The sequence below is a fragment of the Lacticaseibacillus sp. 866-1 genome, from assembly GCF_016861825.1.
Classification (GTDB): domain Bacteria; phylum Bacillota; class Bacilli; order Lactobacillales; family Lactobacillaceae; genus Lacticaseibacillus.
Window position 1 is genome coordinate 176,232 of sequence record NZ_BOLU01000001.1, and the last position, 19,580, is coordinate 195,811.

Sequence of the window (19,580 nt, forward strand, 5' to 3'; positions counted from 1 at the left end):
TCAAATCTGACGCCGCGCAAAAGCGGTGAGGAGCGCGTTGATTCCAAGAATCAAAAAGGCAGTGGCGAGTAGGACAATCAGTCCGACCGCCGCGACCACCGGCTGCATGATCAGCAGCAAGCTGACCAGCACCGCGAACAGGTCGAGCACCAAGGTCAGGATAAACCAACCGGTCCCAGCATCGCGCATGTGCCCGGCGTTGACCAAGTTGGCGATGCTGTCGACCAAAAACCATATGGCAAACAGGTATGCCAGCGTGATGGCCCCCGACTCAAGGTCAAACAGGAAGACCAGCCCCAGCAGTACGTCGAAAATTCCGGCAATCAAGCTGATCCATGCGAGGCCCCCAGTCAGTGCCCGTAATTTAGAGAAGCTGGCCAGCGTGGCGATGCCGCGAATGATGGCAACCAGCGCGAACAGGAAGGTCAATGTCGCCATCGTCGCGCCTGGGTGATTCACGACCACGATTGCCGCCAGGATCAAAGCGATCCCAGTGAAGAGCTCGCCCCAGTCAAAACCAAAGTGTGTCTGTCTAAACATAATTTGCCACCTCTTGCATTCATCATACCGACTCGGCTTTTAATGCACAAGGAAAACCCGGCGTCAGGCAATCGGCTAGCTTACCACCTGTTTGGCTGCACGCGCTTTGTCCCGCGCTAAGATCGGGCCGAGATACTGCCCGGTATATGAAGCTTTGACCTTGGCCACTTGCTCAGGCGTGCCAGTGGCAATCACCTGACCGCCGCCGTCGCCACCTTCCGGCCCAAGATCGATCAGCCAGTCAGCGGTCTTGATGACGTCGAGGTTGTGCTCGATCACCAGGACCGTGTTGCCTTCATCGACCAGCCGCTGAAGGACATCCAAGAGCTTGCGAATGTCGTCTGTGTGCAGCCCGGTCGTCGGCTCATCCAGAATGTAGAAATTCCGCCCAGTCGAGATCTTTTGCAGCTCAGAGGCCAGCTTCATGCGCTGCGCCTCGCCACCAGACAGCGTCGTGGCGCTTTGACCCATCTGAACATACCCCAAACCAACATCGACGATAGTCTGCAGCTTGCGCGCGATCTTGGGAATTGCCGCAAAAAACTTCACCGCTTCGTCCACGGTCATGTTCAATACGTCGGCAATGCTCTTGCCCTTGTACGTCACTTCAAGTGTTTCAGAGTTGTAGCGCGTCCCGTGGCAGACCTCGCAAGGCACGTACACGTCCGGCAGGAAGTTCATTTCGATCTTGATAATGCCGTCGCCTTTGCAGTGCTCGCAGCGGCCGCCCTTGACGTTGAAGGAGAACCGGCCCTGGGTGTACCCACGCAGCTTCGCCTCATTGGTTTGTGCAAACAAGGCGCGAATATCATTGAAAACGCCAGTGTAAGTCGCCGGGTTGGAACGCGGCGTGCGGCCGATGGGGCTCTGATCGATGTCGACCAGCTTCTCAATATTCTGCCAGCCCAGCACTTTATCGTACTTGCCTGGCTTTTCAGAATTGCGATACAGCTTTTGAGCCAAGGCGCGCTTCAAAATCGAGTTGACCAGCGTTGACTTGCCGGACCCGGATACCCCAGTGACGCCAATGAACTCGCCCAGGGGAAAGTCGACATTGATGTGTTTCAGGTTGTGCTCGGCGGCCCCAACGACTCGGATCACCTTGCCGTTGCCCGGCCGCCGGTGTTCGGGCACAGGGATAAACTTTTTCCCGGCCAGGTACTGACCAGTCAGCGACTTGCTGGAGCGCATCACCTGCTTCGGGGTGCCGGCCGCCATGATGTGGCCGCCGTTATCCCCGGCTCCGGGCCCGACGTCGATCAGGTAATCCGACGCCAGCATGGTGTCCTCGTCGTGTTCGACCACGATGAGGGTGTTGCCCAGATCGCGCATCTTCTTGAGCGAATTGATCAGTCGTGCGTTGTCGCGCTGATGCAGCCCAATTGAAGGCTCATCCAGAATGTAAAGCACGCCAGACAGGTTCGAGCCGATTTGTGTGGCCAGCCGGATGCGCTGTGCCTCGCCGCCGGACAGTGTGCCGGCGGAGCGCGACAGCGTCAGGTAGTCCAGGCCAACGTTCTCTAAGAACGTCAACCGGTCGTTGACCTCCTTCACGATGGGCTGAGCAATCACTTGCTGCGTCGGGGTCAGTTGAATGCTTTGGAAAAATGGCAACGCGTGCTTAATTGACAGGTTCGAGGCGTCGGCAATGTCTTTGCCCGCGACTTTGACTGCCAAAGCTTGCCGGTTCAGCCGCTTGCCGTGGCACACAGGGCAGACCAACGCGGTCATGTACTGGCGCATCTGGTCGGAGCCAAACGGCGAGTTGTTGGCGTGGTAGCGCCGCTCAATGTTCGGCAGCACGCCCTCAAATGGGGCTGTCACATCCCGCACCCCGCCAAAGTCCGAGTCGGCATGAAAATGAAACGGCTTGCCATGGCTGCCGTTGAGCACAATGTCGCGCTGGCGGTCGGTCAGCTTGTTGAACGGCTTATCGATGGGGATCTTAAACGCCTTGCATGCCTGCTCCAACATGGCTGGATAGTACGTGGAGGAAGCCGAATACCAGGCCGCAATAGCGCCTTGCTGAATCGACTTGGTCTGATCCGGCACGACCAGGTCAACGTCAACGGTCAGCTTTTCGCCTAAACCGTCACACTCGGGGCACGCCCCAAACGGTGCGTTGAACGAAAACAGCCGCGGCTCCAACACCCCAATGGTGAACCCGCACAGGGGACAAGCAAAATGCTCGGAGAAGACCAAGGGCTCCCCGCCGATCACATCCACGTTGGCATACCCTTCAGACAGCCGCAGCGCCGCCTCGAACGAATCAAACAGGCGCGAACGATTATCAGCATCCCCGTGCTTGACCACGATCCGGTCGATCACAATATCAATGTCGTGATTCTTGTTTTTGTCCAGTTCTACGTCGGCGTTAGCGTCCATGATCTCACCATCGACGCGCATCCGCACGTAGCCTTCACGCACAATTTTTTCCAGGACCTTCTTGTGTGAGCCCTTTTTGCGCCGGACTACTGGTGACAGAATCTGAATGCGACTCTGGTCTGGGAGCTTCTGCACGCGGTCAACCATCTGCTCAACGCTCTGGCTGGAGATCACGGTCCCGTCATTAGGACAGATTGGCGTGCCGATGCGCGCCCAGAGCAGCCGCAAGTAGTCGTTGATTTCCGTCACCGTGCCAACTGTGGACCGCGGGTTTTTTGAAGTGGTCTTCTGATCAATCGAAATCGCCGGGCTGAGGCCATCAATGGAGTCCACATCCGGCTTGTCCATTTGACCCAAAAACTGCCGGGCATACGCCGAGAGGCTCTCCACATACCGCCGCTGGCCTTCAGCGTACAGCGTGTCAAAAGCCAAACTGGACTTACCAGAGCCGCTCAGGCCCGTCATGACGACCAGTTTATTTTTGGGAATCGTCACGTCAATGTTCTTCAGGTTATGGGCTCTTGCCCCGTGGATCACAATTTTATCGTTCGCCATAAATCCTCACTTTTCTGCTTCCAATTCCAAAATCGTATCACGCAGCGTGGCCGCCTGCTCGAAGTCGAGCTTCTTGGCTGCGGCTTCCATCTGGGTCCGCAGGTTGCCGATCAGCTGCTTGCGGTCGGCCTTGCTCATGTCGTGCAAATCGACTTCCGCAAAGCTGCGGTCCTTGTCCGGATCCGCGTTGCCGCTGGTGTCCACCGCAGAAATCGCGTCCCGAATCGGTTTGACGATGGTCGTTGGGGTGATGTGGTGCTTCTTATTAAACGCCATCTGAATCGTGCGCCGGCGCTTGGTTTCATCGATCGCGCCCTTCATCGAATCCGTCACGGAATCCGCGTACATGATGACCTTCCCGTGCTCGTTGCGACTTGCGCGGCCAATGGTCTGGATCAGCGATCGCTCCGCGCGCAAGAAGCCTTCCTTATCCGCATCCAAGATCGCGATCAAAGACACTTCAGGCACATCGATCCCTTCGCGCAGCAGGTTGATGCCGACCAGCACGTCGTACTTGCCAAGCCGCAGGTCGCGGATAATCTGGGTCCGTTCTAGGGTTTTAATGTCCGAGTGCAGGTAAGCGACCTTGATGCCCTCTTCTTTCAGGTAATCAGTCAGATCCTCGGCCATTTTCTTGGTCAAAGTGGTCACAAAGACGCGCTCGTTGTGCTCGACGCGCTTATTGATTTCCGACGTCAAGTCATCGATTTGGCCCATGATCGGCCGTACTTCGATTTCAGGATCGAGCAGCCCGGTTGGCCGAATGATCTGCTCGGCGATGTCTTCTTTCGGCACGCGGTCCAGTTCGTAAGGGCCAGGGGTCGCGCTGACGTACAGGATCTGGTTGACGTGCTGCTCAAACTCGTTCAGCTTCAGCGGGCGGTTGTCCAGCGCGCTAGGCAGGCGGAATCCATAATCGATCAGCGTCTGTTTGCGGGCGCGGTCACCATTATACATGGCGCGCACCTGCGGCATGGTGACGTGGCTTTCATCGACCATGATCATGAAGTCTTTCGGGAAAAAGTCCAGCAGCGTGTACGGCGGCTCGCCAGCCTTGCGTCCTTCCATGTGGCGCGAGTAGTTCTCAATGCCGTTGGTGTAACCCATCTCCCGCAGCATCTCAATATCATAATTGGTCCGTTGCTCCAGCCGCTGGGCCTCAAGCAGCTTGCCCTGATCCTGCAGCTCCTTCAGCCGCTGGGTCAGTTCCTTAGAAATACTTTCGATTCCTCGTTCCATGGCGTCGTCAGAGGTCATGAAGTGCGTCGCCGGGAAAATGGACACCTGCTCGCGTTCGCCCACGACTTCTCCAGTCAAGGCATCGACCTCGGTGATGCGATCCACTTCATCGCCGAAAAACTCAACGCGGATCGCGTGGTCGTCCCGGCTAGCCGGGAAGATTTCAACGACGTCGCCGCGGACGCGGAACCGCCCCCGCTGAAAATCGATATCATTACGCTCAAACTGAATGTCGACCAGCTGCCGCAGTAGTGTATTGCGGTCAATTTCCATGCCCTTGCGAATCGACAGCACGTGGTCGCGGTACTCCGTTGGCGACCCCAACCCGAAGATGGAGGACACGGAAGCCACGACGATCACATCATTGCGCTCAAGCAAGGCCGCCGTCGCGCTGTGGCGCAACTTATCGATTTCATCGTTGATCGCTGAGTCTTTTTCGATGTACGTGTCAGAACTTGGCACATAGGCTTCCGGCTGATAATAGTCGTAGTAGGAAACAAAGTACTCCACCGCGTTGTGCGGGAAGAACTGCTTAAATTCGCCATAGAGTTGGCCTGCCAGCGTCTTGTTGTGCGACAAAATCAGGGTCGGCTTGTTCAAGTTGGCAATCACATTGCTCATTGTGAAAGTCTTCCCGGTCCCAGTGGCTCCCAGCAGGATCTGCTCTTTTTTGCCGTCTTTAAAGCCCTTGGTCAGCTTGGCGATGGCTTCGGGTTGGTCTCCGGCCGGTGCATAGGGTGAGACCAAATCAAATTTCTTATCCGCGATTCGTGTGATCATCTGATTACCTCCAGTGGCCGACCGCCGCAGTGGGCGATTATCATGGGCCTGGCAACAAAAAAGTCGGAACCGAGATCCCAACTTTTGACTGACACTTATTATACCATAGCGAACAAATATTCGTGCTCGCGTTCTTTACTTTTTTGCCATCACCGAGCGGGTCAACTTCTTCAGCATGTCGCGATCGGCAAACTCCTCGTTCAACATATCCGGCAAGATCTCTTTGAGAAAATACTGGACGCTTGGCCGCGCTTCGAAGCTCATGATAACGCTCAAGCTTTCCGTGTAAATATTGACGAACACGCGCTCAGGGTTGCCCTTTTCGATTTCACCGAAGGACTCGTAAAGCAGATCCACCTTGTCAGAAATGCTGAGGATTTGCCCTTCCAGCGTCTCATCTTTGCCCTCACCCAGTCGGCGGCGGTAGATGTCCTGGTATTCGGCCGGAATCTCGTTTTGAATAAAGTTTTCAGTCATCGATTCTTCAACATCGGCCAGCATCGCGCGCAAGGCTGGCGTGGCGTACTTGACCGGGGTCTTGATGTCACCGATGAACCGCTCCGTGTAATCGTGGTTCAAGGCCTTTTCGTACAACATCTGCCAGTTGACCTGGTTGCCTGCGTGCTCTTCGATGTCGCCCAGCATCTGGGCGATCTCGGCCACCTTGAACGAGTGCGCGGCCACGCTGTGCTCAGCGTACTTGAAGAAACCCGGCGCGCGGCGCAGCGTCTCTAAATTACCTAACCCCTGGATGTACTGATGCATGCCCATGATGCAGCCCCCCTGACGTAAATTTTGAACAGCTTACCACGCCCACCGAAAGGATTCAAGCCTGCTCAGCATCGCGAATCAAAAAGGGCCTCCCGAAGAGGTCCTCATGATGATTACGAATTCTTGAAAGCAGTCAAGGCGTCCTCAAAGGCAGCCAGCTTCTTGTCGGCAACGTCTTTGGAATCGGCGACTGTGCCGACGTAGAACTTGACCTTAGGCTCAGTCCCGGAAGGCCGGATCGCGATCCACGTGCCGTCGGCCAAAATGTACTTCAGCACGTCGGATACGGGCATGGCAATCGGGGTCACCTGACCAGCGGCGTCTGTGGTTTGCTGAAGCTTGTAATCTTCGGTCGAAATCACCTTGACACCGGCAAACTCGGCCGGGCTTTCCTCACGGAACTTGGTCATCAAAGCAGCCATTTCCTTCGGGCCCTCAAGGCCTGGGAAGTCCAAGCCCACGGTCTTTTCGGCAAAGTGACCGTAGCGGTCGTACAGGGCTTGAATGCCATCCCACAGCGTCTTGCCCTGCGACTTGTAATACGCGGCAACTTCCGCGAGCAGCACGGTCGACTGAATCGCATCCTTATCGCGGACAAACGGCTTGATCAAGTAGCCATAGCTCTCCTCAAACCCGAACAGAAACTCATGACTACCGGTTTCCTCGTACTGCTTGATTTGATCGCCGATAAACTTAAAGCCAGTTTCAACGTTGATCATCTCAACGCCATAATCCTTCGCAATGGCTGTTGCCAGCTCTGTCGACACGATTGACTTGACTACCGCGCCGTTGGCCGGCAAAGTGCCCGCCTGCTTGCGTGCCTCCAGAATGTAGTGAAGCAGTAAACTGGCGATTTGATTGCCGGTCAGCAGCTGATAGCTGCTGCCGGTCCACACTGCGGTGCCGAGGCGATCGGCATCCGGATCCGTGGCAATCAGGACATCCGCGTGACTCTTTTTGCCCATTTCAATGGCCAAGTCAAACGTCTGCGGAAATTCTGGGTTGGGGAAGGGCGTGGTTGGGAACTCCGGGTCAGCGGTGGACTGCGGCAACACGAGTTCGAAGTTTTCAAACCCGGCGTTGCGCAGCACCATCTGAGCGGGGATTCGGCCGGTGCCGTTCAACGGCGAGTAAATCAGGCTCATGTCCTTGCCGACGGTCTTGACCAAGTCCGCGTTGATCGTCACGGTGCCAACGGCGCGGTAATAGGCCTCGTCCACGCCTTCGCCGATGATGTGCATCAGGTCCTTCGCCCGCAGTTGATGAACATCCATCACCTTGACCCCGAACAGGTCCGTGACACTCCGGACGTACGCCGTAATCTTGTCGGACTCTTCCGGCGGCATTTGACCGCCATCCGGGCCATAAATCTTGTAGCCGTTGTACTGTTTCGGGTTGTGGCTGGCCGTGATCATGATGCCGGCGTAAGTCTTCAGTTCACGCACCGCAAAAGACAGCTCCGGTGTCGGGCGCAGGCTGTCGAACACAAAGCTTGGAATCTCATGCTCGCCCAGGACCGCCGCGGCCTCAAGGGCAAATTGCTGGCTCATGTAGCGGGAGTCGAACGAAATGGCCACGCCGTGCTGCTTTTGCGCGGTTGACAAGGTGTCCATGAATCGTGCCAGGCCCTCGGTCGCCTGCCGCACCGTGTAAATGTTCATTCGGTTGATCCCGGCCCCAATAATGCCGCGCATCCCCGCCGTGCCAAAACTCATCGGCGCCGTGAAGGCCTCTTCCTGCGTGGTCTCATCCATTGTTTGCAGCTCAGCTTTGAGCGCTGCATCCAGGGTGGGCTCGTTCAGCCACGCCTGGTAGTTTTCCTTATATCCCATGTGATCAGCTCCTGTCTTTTATTCAGGCTGCGATTGACACGCCTATTGTAACCCCGAACCACGAATAAAGCGCGCGCAAACGCCTCCTCACACACTTCGCAGGCCCGGCTTTCCCTCATTTATTATTGCACAGCCAGTTTTTGATGCAATCAGGACGCGGCAACTCTCATCACCGTCCAAGAAAAAACACCGACTGCCAAAAGTGGCGACCGGTGTAGCTTTAATCTAGTTTTGCTCGGCGGAAGGCACAGCGCCCGCCTGTAATTGTGCGTCTTGCAAACTTTGAATGTAATTAAAAGCACTTTGACCGGCCTGGCCGCCTTCACCGACCGCCGTTGCGATTTGGCGCAGGTTCTTAGCCCGAACGTCGCCGATGGCAAAAATGCCAGGGACCTGGGTCTCCATAAGTTCGTTAGTTGGGATCCAGCCCGCGTCATCAAGCACGTCAACGTGCTTGAAACTGTCGGTCAGCGGTTTGATGCCGACGTAGATGAACACACCGGAAGCTGGAAGCACTTTATCTTCGCCAGTTTCCTTGTCGTGATAACGTACGCCAGTGACTTTATTGTCATCGCCCAAGATTTCCTCAGTTTGCGCGTTCCAGACAAAATGCATTTTGGGGTTGGCAAACGCCCGCTGCTGAATGATTTTCTGCGCGCGCAGCTGGTCGCGGCGGTGAATCACCGTCACTTTAGACGCCAGCCCTGCGAGGTATAGCCCTTCTTCAACCGCGGAATCGCCGCCACCGATCACGGCGACCTCCTGGCCCTTGAAAAATGCCCCGTCGCAAACCGCGCAGTATGAAACGCCGCGGCCGCCGTATGCTTCCTCACCAGGCACGCCGAGCTTACGGTGCTCAGCGCCGGTGGCGATGATCACCGCTTTGGCCTGGTACTCGCCTTCATCTGTGACCACGGTCTTGATTTTGCCGTCATCGGTCAAATCGGTGACATTCCCGTACGCATACTCAGCACCAAACTGCGTGGCCCCGTCGTACATCTGTTGGCCGAGTTCTGGCCCCAGAATCGACTTAAAACCAGGATAGTTCTCCACAGCCGCGGTGTTATTCATTTGGCCGCCGTAAATCCCCCGGTCAAGCATGAGCACCGACAGGTTCGCGCGCGACGCATACAGCGCCGCGGTCATCCCGCCGGGGCCAGCACCGATCACGATCACATCATATTGTTTTGCCATGGCAAACACTCCTTCGCCGCATTTTTGCTTACGTTTTGTAAGTCTTTAGTTACTATACCTGCTTTGGCGTGGTTTGTAAAGTCAGCCCAAAGTCAAATTCCGGTTTGCCTTCGCGCGCCATCAGATCTGTAATCACGGTTTTGATTGGAGCACCCTGGTACAGCACTTGATAGATGCCTTCGGAAATCGGCATATCGCAGTCTTGATCCTTGGCCAACTCGTGCACCACCTTCGCAGTGGATACACCTTCGACAACCATGCCCATGTTGGCGAGCACGTCTGAAAGCTTTTTCCCTTGCCCGAGCGCATTGCCGGCGCGCCAGTTGCGACTGTGCACGCTGGTGCAGGTCACGATCAAATCGCCAACCCCAGACAGCCCGATGAAGGTCATCGGATTGGCCCCCATGTGCGTGCCTAATCGAGTAATCTCCGCCAGCCCGCGGGTCATCAGTGCCGCCTTGGTATTGTCGCCATAGCCCAGCCCGTGCAAAGCCCCGGCGCCGATCGCGATGACATTTTTCAGCGCCGCGCCCAGCTCAACGCCAAGGACGTCTGTATTGGTGTACAGCCGGAAATAGTCATTCATGAACAGCTTCTGGACGGCCTGGGCGGCGGCCAGATTCGATGAGGCGACAGTCAGCGTGGTGATGTCCTTGGTGGCCACATCTTCTGCATGACTAGGGCCTGAAATCACCACGGGCCCACGGTATGCCCCGACTGGCAGCACCGCTGCCAGCACCTCGGAGACCCGCAGCTTGGTGCCCAGCTCCAGCCCCTTGGCCGCATGGGCAACGATGGGCTGGCCTTGAAGCAGCGGTTTGACCTTCTCGGCGACGCTGCGGATCGCGTTAGTCGGCACCACAAACAGGATCACGGTCGCCCCGGCCACCGCTTCTGCTAGGTCACTAGTCGCCCGCAGGCCCTCGTGCAGCACGAAATCAGGCAGATAGTGCTGATTATGATGGGTCTCGTTGATTTCCGGGACCTGCTTTTGATCATGGGTCCATAAGGCAACATTCAACCCATTTTCCACCAGCAAATTGGCCAGCACCGTGCCCCAAGAGCCAGCGCCAAGTACCGCAATTTTATCAGTCACAAGATCACTCCTATAAGTTATTCAGCGAAAAACCGTCCATGTACCAAGGGACATCCTTGTGGCGCCGCCAAAGCACCAAGGCCAGCGCGCTGACAAACAGCACCACCGACAACAGCTGCGACACCCGCAGACCCGGCATCAAATAAAGGCTGTCCGTGCGCATACCCTCGACAAAAAAACGCCCGAAGCTGTACCACATGACGTAACTCAGCAGAATTTCGCCTCGCTTGAACCACCCCTTGTGGTGGCGAACCGTCATGATCAGCACAAACCCGATCAAATTCCACATCGACTCGTACAGAAAAGTGGGCTGCCGATAAGCACCGGCGATGTTCATCTGCTGAATGATAAATTCCGGCAGGTGCAGACCTCGCAAGTACGCAAGCGTGGTCTTAGCCCCGAACGCTTCCTGATTCATGAAGTTGCCCCAGCGGCCGATGCTTTGCGCGATCATGACCGTTGGCGCCGCAATGTCGAGCACCAGCCACGCGGGCAGCCACTTGACCCGGCAGTAAATCAGAAACACGATCACGCTGGCAATCAGTGCCCCGTAAATCGCGATACCGCCGTTCCAGATGGCAATAATCTGGCTTGGGTGCGCGCTGTAGTAGGACCACTCAAAGGCCACGTAGTAAAGCCGTGCGCCCACCAGCGCAAATGGCAACGCCCACAGGACGAGGTTGATGATGTGATCTTCCCCGATCCCGCGGGCGTTTGCTTCACGTGTCGCCAGCCAGACGGCCAGCAATACCCCGCAGGCGATGATCACGCCGTACCAGTGGATCTCCAGCCCGCCGAGCTTCAGTGCAATTGGATTTAATGCTGCAACCATACTATCCCTCGCTATCGGTCGAATCTTTGGCGTCTGCCCGATCGGCCTGTTCGTTTGATTTGATCAGGTGATTTAAGTTGTTCTCAAAAGTCTTGGTCGCGTCGTACCCCATCGACTTGGCGCGGAAGTTCATCGCCGCAACTTCAATGATCGACGCCAGATTGCGCCCGACTTTGACCGGAATGGTGATTTTCGGCACGCTCACGTCAAAAATCTGCTGGCTCTGCTCACCGGAGCCCAGCCGATCGAATTGCTTGTCCTTGGTCCAGTTCTCCAGGTGCACGATCAGGTCAATGTTCGCGTGGGACCGCACTGCCCCGGCGCCAAACAGGTTCATCACATCGATGATGCCCAGCCCCCGAATTTCAAGCAGGTGAGCCAAAATGGCTGGCGCCTCGCCGACAATCGTTTGCTCGTCTTTTTGGTACACGTCGACGCGGTCATCAGCAATCAGCCGGTGCCCCCGCTGAATCAACTCCAGCGCGGTCTCAGACTTGCCGACACCGGAATCACCAGTAATCATGACGCCCAGTCCGTACAAGTCGACTAACACGCCGTGCATACTTTGCCGTTCGGCCAGGCGGCTTTCCAGGTAGTCAGTCAGCAGACTGGACAGTCGGGTGGTGGGCAGCTTTGACCCAAGCACCGGCACGTGTGCCGCATCCGCGGCCTCGAGCATCTCTGGCAAAGGCGCAATGCCGCGTGAAACCAAAAACGCTGGTGTGTCTTCGGACGCCATGCGTTTCAGGATCACCAGCCGCTCAGCAGCCGTCATGTTGCGGGCAAAGGCGCTTTCCGTGCGGCCAAACAGCTGGATCCGCTCGTGCGGATAGTAGTTGAAATAGCCCGTCAGTTCAAGCCCCGGTCGGGAAATATCACTCACGACCACCTGACGTTCCGCCAGATAAGGCTCACCGCTGTACACGAGTAAGTTGATGTCTTTGACCAACTGCTTGACTGAGACTTGGTCTGCCATTAGATCCACCCTGCCTTTCATTCATTGCTATCAGTGTATCATCACTGCTCAAAACTTAACAGTGGTGCGGCCATCAGAAAAAGCCAGGCACTCATGCCTGGCTCTCGCTTAGCGATCTCTTCTGGGTTCGCCTAAAGTCGCATTCACGACACTGACAATCAAGGCGAAGATCATTTGACTGCCGAAGCTGAAAAACGAAATGCCTGGCACGAACTGCGTCATCAAGACCACCATCAAAGCGTTCAGCACCAGTAGCGATAGGCCTAGAGTCAGAATCGTCAGCGGCAGTGTCAGCAGCTTCAGTACCGGCTTAAGCAGCCCGTTCAGCAGTCCCAGAATCACTGCTCCTGCCAGCGCAGCCTGCCAGTCGGCCACATACAGCTGATTAGGCAGCAGTTCGGCGTAAACAATGAACACCGCCATGGTCAGCAGCACTTTGCGGATAAACCCCATTAAAAATCACTCCAGTCATCATGATGGGATTCCCGCTGATGGTGTGACTCTTCCTTCACGTGCTCGGCGGGTTTGACCCCCGGCTTGAGGTAAGTTTGCCAGTCGCGGTGATCATGCCGGTCTGGCCGCGGCGCCCGGCCAGGCTGGCGGCGCACCAGCCACCAAATCAGAAGGCCAATCAAAACGGGCCAAATTAAAATGTGGAGCAGTGCGATCCCGACAAATAGGCTAAAACCGATGACGAGCACCAATGCGACACCGACGATGATCAAAATGATGGGTAAGAATAACAGTGGCATTTTGTCACCCCTTTACTTCGTCAAATCGGTATCTTTGAGCTGAATCGTCCCCGTCGACACCGTTGCCTTCAGCGTGCCGACTCCGGTTCCCGGCCGATCGAGCGAAAGCGCCTTGGTTTTGCCGTCGGCTGCCACGCCGGTCATGCGACTCTTGATGCTGCCAAAACGGGTCCGCGCTTCGCCGGCAACGGCGACGCTGGCAGGCACCGCAAGCTTCACGTCCCCATTAACAGAACTGGCCGTCAGCGCCTTGAAGTCACTCACCAAAGTCGTCCGAATCGTCCCGTTGACAGTTTTAAGCTCCAGCGTCTTGGCATCGCCTTTGAACTTGATGTCGCCGTTAACCGCATCGATCACCAGGTCGTGCACTTGACCGTTGATCTTCACGCTCCCGTTGACCCCTTCCGTTTCCAGCATCACTGCGGTCAAACCGGAGAAAGTCAGGTCACCATTGGTGCTCTTGGCAAAGAAGTCTTTGCCGGCCAGATTGTTGACCTTCAGATTGCCGTTGAGCAAACGCAGGGACACGTGATCGTAGTCGCGCTTCGGCACCGTGATGGTCAAATCAGCCTGAATCCGTTTGTTGGGCACTTGGAAAATCAGGTGATCATCCGTTACTTCGACCCGGCTTCGGTCAAGAAAGGCCTGAAGCGGCGATTCGCCAGCCATCTTGCCGTACAGCTTAATGTCCGCTTGGATCGTGATATCCGCGCCCTCGCCTTCAACTAAGGTGACATCACCGTTTGCAAGCTTGACGTCGATGATCGACGCCTGACTGTTCGGGTAGGTGAAGGTGTGGCTGAACTTCTCAGTGGCTAGGCCTGGCACCTTGATGTTGACGTCTTTCCAGTCCACGTTGTCCAAAACGGAACTGACCGTCTTTTTGACCATCGACCCAATTTGATTGGTGGTCACGCTGACGGTCTTGCCAAGGTCATTCAGGGCATCCTTGGTCTGATCCTGCCAGTCATCGGGCAAAATGCCAGCCAAACTCTGCTTGGTCAACACGCGCTTTTGGCGGTGCAACTCGCCCAGCTGCTGGCGAAGCTGTTCCTGTTGGTCGGCAAGCTGGACAAGCTTTTCGCCCAGCTGCTCGTTTTCGCGCTTCAAGCTGCCACGCTCTTCATACTTTTCGGGAGTCAGCGTGTCCAGATCTTCCATTGTGTCGAGCACGATGATCTGTTCCTTATTCGCTGCCACCTTTGCTTGCGTTTTTTTGATCTGGTTGCTTGTTGCGTCCAAATTGCCATTGATTTCGGCAATTTTAGTATTCAGTTTGGTGAGCGCGGAGTCTTCAGCAGGTGCTTTGCGGGCTTCACTCGCTTGCCCTGCTGGCTGCGCCTGTTCGCCCTGCGGCGCGCTTTGCTTCTTGGCCATGTTCTCTAACAGGACCAAGGCTTCTTCGCTCGTGATCACACCTTGTTTAACTAAATCTAGGATCCGTTCACGTTCATTCATGAGATTTACCTCCAGGGTTTCTGACTACTGCTTGTAGTTATAGTATGGTCGGTCCCCATGAAAAATGCATAGGTCCTAAGGTTGATTTTGCCCCCCGTCTCGAGCAGAAGGTGCGGGGGACCAAAAAAAGGCGGTCGCCCGCCTTTAGTCTTTATTTAGAAGCCGTCTTCTTTCGCGTTTGAGTTGAGTTCCAGCAACTTGCCGGTCTTCAGGTACAAGATCCACTCGCAGATATTGGTCACATAATCGCCGATGCGTTCCAAGTAAGAGGACACCAGCATGTAATCCATCGAACCCACAATGGTGTCGGCATCCCGGGTCATCTCATCGATGCAGAGGTAGTAGATCTGACTGGAGAAGTCATTGATGCCATGGTCTTCTTCGGCAATCTGCCGGGCAGCATCGCCGTCCTCTTTGACGTATGCATCAAGGACCTGCTCGACCATTTCCTTGACCGCAGCGGCCATCTGGGCGATGACGCGTTCGATTTCGGGCACTCGAGTCTCACCCTTCACTCGGATCGTAGACTTGGCGATGGACACCGCATGGTCGCCCATCCGCTCCAAGTCCGAGCTTGCCTTCATGATCGTGACGATCATGCGCAGGTCGGACGTCACCGGCTGCTGCAAGGCGATCATTTCAAAGCTGCGTTTTTCCAGGTCGACTTCTCGCTTGTTGATGTGGAAGTCGTTGTCGATCACAGAGTGCGCCAGCGTCTTATCGTGATTGACGAACGCCTTCACCGAATCAAAAATGGCCTCATTGACCATCATGCCCATCTCCGAAAAGCGCGCGTGCAAATCATTGAGCTCATCTGAAAATAGTCGCCGCATGCCGTTTTCCTCCTTGGTCCCGAACTTAGCCGAACCGGCCGCTCAGGTAATCTTCCGTCTCTTTTTGTTTTGGGGTCAGGAACATTTTCTTTGTGTCGTCGAATTCCACCAACCGGCCTTGAAGAAAAAAGGCGGTTTTGTCTGAGATTCGCGAGGCCTGATGCATGTTGTGCGTCACAATGATGATTGTATACTGATCCCGCAGTTCCAGCAGCATATTTTCAATTTGCGTGCTCGAAATCGGGTCAAGCGCCGAGGTGGGCTCATCGAGCAGGATCACTTCCGGTTGCACGGCCAGTACGCGCGCGATGCAGACCCGCTGCTGCTGACCACCTGACAGGGAAAGCGCACTGTCATGGAGCTTATCTTTGACCTCATCCCAGATCGCTGCCTGTTTCAAACTGGTTTCGACCGCCGCGTCCAATGTGGTGCGGTCCTTCACGCCCGCCAGGCGCAGCCCGTACACCACGTTGTCATAAATCGAAAATGGAAACGGGTTGGGCTGTTGGAACACCATCCCCACCCGCTTGCGCAGGGCCACCACGTCGGTGTCCGGCGCGTAGATGTCCTGGTCTTCCAACCGGATATCACCGGTGATTTTGACGCCGGGGATCAAGTCGTTCATCCGGTTGAGGATGCGCAGGTAAGTCGACTTGCCGCAGCCGCTGGGACCGATCATGGCGGTGATTTCGTGTTCGTTAAAGTCTAGATCAATGCCGGTCAGGGCTTCAAAATTGCCGTAGAAGAGGTGAACGTCTTTGCTGGTGATCACTTTGGTTTTCATGAGCTCCCCCTTCCTAGCCGAAGTGGCCGGACACATAATCATCGGTCGCCTGAATTTTCGGCCGCGTAAAGATTTTTCTGGTTTCGTCGTACTCAATCGCGGTACCGGAGTAGAAAAAGGCTGTGTAGTCACTGATGCGGGCCGCCTGCTGCATGTTGTGGGTGACGATGATGATTGTGTAATGGTCCTTCAGCTGAAGCAAGGTGTCCTCCACCGTCGATGTGGAAATCGGATCCAGCGCGCTGGCCGGTTCGTCCAGAAGCAGGATATCCGGCTTCATGGCAATGGCGCGCGCAATGCATAAGCGCTGCTGCTGGCCGCCGGAAAGCGCCAGCCCACTCTGGTTCAGGTCATCTTTGACTTGGTCCCACAAAGCGGCGTCTTTGAGACTCTGCTCAACCAGCTCATCGAGTTTTTCTTTGTTGTGCTCGCCGAAGCGTTTCGGCGCAAAAGTGATGTTGTCATAAATCGACTTGGCAAATGGGTTGGGCCGCTGAAACACCATGCCGATGTGCTTGCGCATCTCGTAGACGTCCACTTGCTTGGAGTTGATGTCAATGTCCCGGTACATGATTTGGCCGGTGACCCGCGCACCTTCGATGGTGTCGTTCATCCGGTTGAGCGACCGCAAAAACGTCGACTTGCCCGAGCCGGACGCGCCAATCAGCGCAGTGATCTTGTAACGCTCAAACGGCAACGACACGCCGTGAATGGCCTCGTGGTCGCCGTAAAACACCTTCAGATCATGCGTGGCCAGCGCAATTTCCTGACCCTCGTCGAACGGCTTGATGAAGGTATCAGTCAATGAATAATTTTGCATGCGGCACCCTCCTCGCCATTATTCGGCGGTCATTTTTTTGTAGAGTCGCTGGCCCAAGAACCGGGCTAGGACGTTGAACAGCAGCACGGCGAGAATCAGCACCGCACTGGCGCCGGCGGATACCGCCGCCGCATCAGGCTGAATGCCCTCGGAGTTGATTTTCCAGATATGCACGGCTAAGGTTTCGGCCGGCCGGAAAATATTCAGCGGGCTGGCAATGTTCAAAGGATTCCAGTCGGTAAAATCCAGCGCCGGGGCACTTTGCCCGGCGGTGTAGATCAACGCCGCAGCCTCGCCAAAGACGCGGCCGGCGCCCAGAATCATCCCGGTGATAATACCGGGAAGTGCTTCCGGGATGACCACGTGAATCACGGTTTCCCAGCGCGAAAGCCCCAGCGCTAGACCAGCCTCCCGCTGGGCAAAATCGACCTGCCGCAGCGAATCTTCAATATTCCGCGTCAAAAGCGGCAGGTTAAACATGGTCAGCGCCAGCGCCCCGGACAAAATCGAGAAGCCAAAATGAAATTGCAGCACAAAGACCAGAAAGCCGAACAGGCCAACGACCACCGATGGCAGCGAGCTCAGAATTTCGATTGCGGTCCGGATGATGTCTGTCAACCGGTTAGCCTTGGCGTACTCCGCCAGGTAAATCCCGGCCCCAAGTGAAATGGGCACTGAAATCAGCATGGCCAGCAGCAGCAGATAAAACGAATTGAACAGCTGGATGCCGATCCCGCCGCCAGCCTCGAAAGCCTTGGCCGGACTGGTAAGAAAATGCCAGGAAACATGCGGTAGGCCCTGAACCAAAATATACCCCAGCAGGCTCGCCAGGATCAAAACGATGAGCACGGCAATCGTGTACAAAATACCCGTCGCCAGCCGGTCTTTTTGTTTCGCGTTCATCGCTTCATCTCCCCTTTCTTACCGATCCAGCGGATCACGAGGTTGAAGGCCAAGGACATCAGCAGAAGCAGAAGCGCCAGGGACCACAGCGCGTTATTTTCCAGCGATCCCATGACAGTATTCCCAATGCCTGAAGTCAAAACGGACGTCAACGTCGACGCCGGGCTGATCAGGTTGTGCGGCAGCAGGGCGGCGTTGCCGATCACCATTTGCACTGCCAGCGCCTCGCCAAAGGCCCGCGCCATCCCAAACACGACCCCGGTCAAGATGCCGGGCATGGCCGCGCGGAGCACCACACGACTGATGGTTTGCCAGCGCGTGCCGCCCAGCGCCAGGCTCGCCTCCCGGTAGTACCGCGGCACGGCGTTCAAGGCGTCCACGGTCATGGATGTCACCGTTGGCAGAATCATGACGAACAGGACAAAGGTCCCGGCCAAGATCCCAAAGCCGGTGCCGCCAAAAACGTGGCGAATCGCCGGCACGACGACTGACAGCCCGATGAACCCGTAAACGACACTGGGAATACCCACCAGCAGTTCGATTACCGGCTGCAAAATCTTCTTACCCATTTTAGGCGAAATCTCGGTCATAAAAATCGCCGCACCCACCGCAAACGGCGTCGCGACCACCGCCGACAGAAAAGTCACCCCAAACGAGCCAACAATCATGGGCAGTGCCCCGACCTGGGGGTTGCCGTGAGCGTCATTGACCGCTGGCGACCACACACTTTTGCTCAGAAATGACCACAAGTTGACCTTGTTGTCGAAGAACGTTGCTAGGCCTCTGGACGCCACAAAGAAGAAGATGGCGGCGACCACGATCACAATCAAACTGATGCAAAACAGACTGATCAGCTTCCCCCGCTGCTCGAGCTTAGCAGAGCGGGAGCGCTTGAGCATTGCGGCTTTAATTGGATCCATTGGACTTTTCCCCCTGCTTATCGATCACGTTCCCCTTGGCATCCCGCGTGACCTTCATCGCGGTGATCGGGATATACCCCATTTTGCTAACGAGTCGTTGCTGCGTCTTGGCGCTTTGAATGTAGGCCAAAAACTGCTTGGTCAACCCGTGCGGCTGGCCCTTGGTGTACATATGCTCGTACGACCAGATTGGCCAGTCGTTCGTGGTGACGTTCTGGTCCGTCGGCTTGACCCCGCTCAGTGCCAGCGCACGCACCGAACTATCCACGTATGAAAACGCGACGTACGACACCGCCCCTGGCGTGCTAGCCACAATCGAGCGCACCATCCCTGTCGAGTCCTGCTCCTGCGCCGGCATCGGCTGCCGGTCGCCCAGCACCCACCGTTCAAACGTCGCACGCGTCCCTGAGCCTTGTGCCCGGTTGACGACGACCACCGGCAAGTCCTTGCCGCCGACCTGTTTCCAGTTCGTGATCTCACCCGTGAACAACCGGCGCAGTTGGACCACGGTCAGATTTTTGACCCCGACTGCTTTGTTGGCAATCGGCGTGATGCCCACGACCGCGACTCTGTGGTCCACTAGTTTTTTGGCGTTGATCCCGGCCTTCTCCTCGGCGAACAGATCCGAGTTTCCGATTTCAACGGCCCCTTGTTGAATCTGCGACAGGCCGGTCCCGGTCCCGCCGCCTTGGACGTTGATGAACACACCGACGTGATCGGTTTGGTATTGCTCAGCCGCTGCTTCAACCAGTGGCTGCAGCGCGCTGGACCCGACCGCGGTAATGGACTCACCGCTGCTTTGGCTCGTCCCACAGCCAGCGAGTGCGAGCAGCCCGGCTAAGGCGAGAAATAAAAGATGACGTTTCTTCATGTTCACCCCTCCACGACCGTCTTCGGCCAAGTGCAGTGT

18 protein-coding genes are annotated in these 19,580 nt (G+C 56.1%); all 18 read right to left on the minus strand.

Annotation, left to right across the window (positions count from 1 at the left end; translation table 11 throughout):
• A complete protein-coding gene (locus tag JUE30_RS00965) occupies positions 1–540 on the minus strand; it encodes an HdeD family acid-resistance protein (protein WP_125755006.1) in 540 nt (179 codons plus the stop codon).
• Positions 541–615: 75 nt separating this feature from the next.
• Entirely contained in the window at positions 616–3,480 is a 2,865-nt protein-coding gene (uvrA, locus tag JUE30_RS00970) for an excinuclease ABC subunit UvrA (RefSeq protein ID WP_203623223.1), read from the minus strand.
• A 6-nt stretch (positions 3,481–3,486) separates the two neighbouring features.
• On the minus strand, positions 3,487–5,499 hold the full coding sequence (uvrB, locus tag JUE30_RS00975; RefSeq protein WP_125755008.1) for an excinuclease ABC subunit UvrB: 2,013 nt from the start codon (positions 5,497–5,499) through the stop codon (positions 3,487–3,489).
• 135 nt (positions 5,500–5,634) lie between these two features.
• Positions 5,635–6,270 (minus strand): YfbR-like 5'-deoxynucleotidase, encoded by a 636-nt coding sequence (locus JUE30_RS00980; protein WP_203623224.1) that lies wholly within the window; start codon positions 6,268–6,270, stop codon positions 5,635–5,637.
• Positions 6,271–6,383: 113 nt separating this feature from the next.
• The gene (locus JUE30_RS00985) at positions 6,384–8,102 is read right to left on the minus strand and encodes a phospho-sugar mutase (RefSeq protein ID WP_203623225.1); all 1,719 of its coding nucleotides are present in this window, start codon (positions 8,100–8,102) and stop codon (positions 6,384–6,386) included.
• Positions 8,103–8,327: 225 nt separating this feature from the next.
• Positions 8,328–9,296, minus strand: coding sequence for a thioredoxin-disulfide reductase (gene trxB, locus JUE30_RS00990; protein ID WP_203623226.1), 969 nt, complete (start codon positions 9,294–9,296; stop codon positions 8,328–8,330).
• A 52-nt stretch (positions 9,297–9,348) separates the two neighbouring features.
• Positions 9,349–10,392: an NAD(P)H-dependent glycerol-3-phosphate dehydrogenase gene (locus tag JUE30_RS00995; RefSeq protein ID WP_203623227.1), complete on the minus strand. Its 1,044-nt coding sequence runs from the start codon at positions 10,390–10,392 to the stop codon at positions 9,349–9,351.
• Positions 10,393–10,402: 10 nt separating this feature from the next.
• Positions 10,403–11,224, minus strand: coding sequence for a prolipoprotein diacylglyceryl transferase (lgt, locus tag JUE30_RS01000; RefSeq protein WP_203623228.1), 822 nt, complete (start codon positions 11,222–11,224; stop codon positions 10,403–10,405).
• 1 nt (position 11,225) lies between these two features.
• Positions 11,226–12,200 carry an HPr(Ser) kinase/phosphatase gene (hprK, locus tag JUE30_RS01005; protein WP_125755014.1) on the minus strand — a complete coding sequence of 325 codons (975 nt, stop codon included), beginning with the start codon at positions 12,198–12,200 and terminating at the stop codon, positions 11,226–11,228.
• Positions 12,201–12,308: 108 nt separating this feature from the next.
• Entirely contained in the window at positions 12,309–12,653 is a 345-nt protein-coding gene (locus JUE30_RS01010) for a phage holin family protein (RefSeq protein ID WP_203623229.1), read from the minus strand.
• The gene (locus JUE30_RS01015) at positions 12,653–12,952 is read right to left on the minus strand and encodes a hypothetical protein (RefSeq protein ID WP_203623230.1); all 300 of its coding nucleotides are present in this window, start codon (positions 12,950–12,952) and stop codon (positions 12,653–12,655) included. The genes JUE30_RS01010 and JUE30_RS01015 overlap by 1 nt, the downstream gene beginning before the upstream one ends.
• 12 nt (positions 12,953–12,964) lie before the next feature.
• Positions 12,965–14,410 (minus strand): daptomycin-sensing surface protein LiaX, encoded by a 1,446-nt coding sequence (gene liaX / locus JUE30_RS01020; RefSeq protein WP_203623231.1) that lies wholly within the window; start codon positions 14,408–14,410, stop codon positions 12,965–12,967.
• 155 nt (positions 14,411–14,565) lie between these two features.
• Positions 14,566–15,243 (minus strand): phosphate signaling complex protein PhoU, encoded by a 678-nt coding sequence (phoU, locus tag JUE30_RS01025; RefSeq protein ID WP_125755018.1) that lies wholly within the window; start codon positions 15,241–15,243, stop codon positions 14,566–14,568.
• 25 nt (positions 15,244–15,268) lie between these two features.
• Entirely contained in the window at positions 15,269–16,027 is a 759-nt protein-coding gene (gene pstB, locus JUE30_RS01030) for a phosphate ABC transporter ATP-binding protein PstB (RefSeq protein ID WP_125755019.1), read from the minus strand.
• Positions 16,028–16,040: 13 nt separating this feature from the next.
• Positions 16,041–16,847: a phosphate ABC transporter ATP-binding protein PstB gene (gene pstB, locus JUE30_RS01035; RefSeq protein ID WP_203623232.1), complete on the minus strand. Its 807-nt coding sequence runs from the start codon at positions 16,845–16,847 to the stop codon at positions 16,041–16,043.
• A gap of 18 nt (positions 16,848–16,865) precedes the next feature.
• Positions 16,866–17,750: a phosphate ABC transporter permease PstA gene (gene pstA / locus JUE30_RS01040; RefSeq protein ID WP_203623233.1), complete on the minus strand. Its 885-nt coding sequence runs from the start codon at positions 17,748–17,750 to the stop codon at positions 16,866–16,868.
• Entirely contained in the window at positions 17,747–18,670 is a 924-nt protein-coding gene (gene pstC / locus JUE30_RS01045; protein WP_125755022.1) for a phosphate ABC transporter permease subunit PstC, read from the minus strand. The genes pstA and pstC overlap by 4 nt, the downstream gene beginning before the upstream one ends.
• Positions 18,657–19,541, minus strand: a complete 885-nt coding sequence (locus JUE30_RS01050) for a phosphate ABC transporter substrate-binding protein PstS family protein (protein WP_203623234.1) — start codon at positions 19,539–19,541, stop codon at positions 18,657–18,659. Before JUE30_RS01050 ends, pstC begins: the two co-directional genes overlap by 14 nt.
• Between the last annotated feature and the right edge of the window lie 39 nt (positions 19,542–19,580).